Source organism: Shewanella sp. 11B5, assembly GCF_002836795.1.
Lineage (GTDB): Bacteria > Pseudomonadota > Gammaproteobacteria > Enterobacterales > Shewanellaceae > Shewanella > Shewanella frigidimarina.
In genome coordinates this window covers 1-1,498 of sequence record NZ_PJAP01000026.1, presented here as the reverse complement: position 1 = coordinate 1,498, position 1,498 = coordinate 1, and the positions used below count along the sequence as shown (strand labels likewise).

Annotated in this window: 2 protein-coding genes; both read right to left on the bottom strand. The window is 42.9% G+C overall.

Features of this window, described 5'->3' with window-relative positions; all coding sequences use genetic code 11:
- Positions 1-27: 27 nt before the first annotated feature.
- Positions 28-969, bottom strand: a complete 942-nt coding sequence (locus CXF78_RS00195) for a Ppx/GppA phosphatase family protein (protein ID WP_102035653.1) — start codon at positions 967-969, stop codon at positions 28-30.
- Positions 970-972: 3 nt separating this feature from the next.
- Positions 973-1,498: helicase-related protein (locus tag CXF78_RS00190; protein WP_257984777.1), on the bottom strand; the 526-nt coding region annotated here is incomplete at its 5' end.

Below are 1,498 nucleotides of genomic sequence, written 5' to 3'. Positions count from 1 at the left end.
CTATTTTTTATTACGATTATGCAGTGACTATATCAAGACTTTTGCTGCTATGCGATCAGCTAACAGTTGTAATACGCCTTCGCGAAGTGCGCCACCAGCAAGATGTAAACGACTAATTGATAAGCTTTCAAACAACGCAATTAATATCGCAACCCCCGCAGAAAATGTAGGAGCTTGTTCGGCATTTAAGCCGTTAATGCCACTAAGTCTGGCATCTGCTTGCGATAATATCTCATTACGAAAACCAAACAAAATCTTAAGGGTAATCACTTCTGGCCGTTGTCGATGCTGTAACACCGATACCACTGATTGAACCGCACCAGAAGCCCCCACAACACTTTGCCAACCTAAATCGAGTAAGTGAGGACGATGTTCTGCTAAAATCGTATTAACGTAATCTACGGCCTGTTCAAAGTCGATGGCTTGAAGCGGTGCATTAGCAAAAAATCGTTGATTAAATAGCACACACCCCATTGGCAAACTGGTTTTAAACAACACCTGACTGCCATCACCAATAATAAACTCAGTACTGGCGCCGCCAATATCAATCACTAACCGGCGTCCCTCACCCTTAGTGGTGGCCACCATACCTTGATAAATCAGTTCAGCTTCACGCAACCCCGAAATCACCTCAATTTGATGCTGCAATATTGGCATCGCTCGTTGGTGAAATTCATCGGCATTACGGATAACACGCAAAGTAGCGGTTGCAAATACAGCTACATTGGCACTATCAATATGGTGCTGCGCTAACATGTCGGCAAACATGGCTAAACACTCTAAACCACGTTGCATAACATGCTCAGACAACATGCCATCTTCACCTATACCTTCGGCAAGGCGCACTTTACGTTTATATTTAGCGATAACAATCGGCTTATTACCTACCGAATTAGCCACTAACATATTAAAACTGTTAGAACCTAATGTTATCGCCGCATACGGCTGAGATACAGTTAACAATGGCATTGACTATGGTCTACGAGTCCTATGGCGTGGCGGACGTGAAGTATTTCCACCACTACGATGAGCACCTTTACTTCCACCATCACGAGTCCGAGATGTAGGAGGCTTACGATGAATACGCGCCGGAGGCGGAATATCATCTAATAGCGCATCTTTATCGTAATTAGATACAGGAATAGAATGGTTAATATAGGTTTCAATTTCAGGTAAATTCAGTGCATATTCTTCACAAGCAAAACTGATTGAAATACCTTTCTGTCCCGCACGACCGGTTCGGCCAATACGATGCACATAATCTTCACAATCATCAGGTAAATCATAGTTATATACGTGTGACACATCAGAAATATGTAAACCACGTGCGGCTACATCTGTTGCCACTAATACATCGATTTCACCAGAGGTAAATTGCTCAAGAATGCGGATACGTTTCTTTTGCGGAACATCACCGGTTAATAAACCCACACGATGACCGTCACCTTCTAAATAAGACCACAACTTTTCACAGCTGTGTTTTGTGTTCGAAAACACA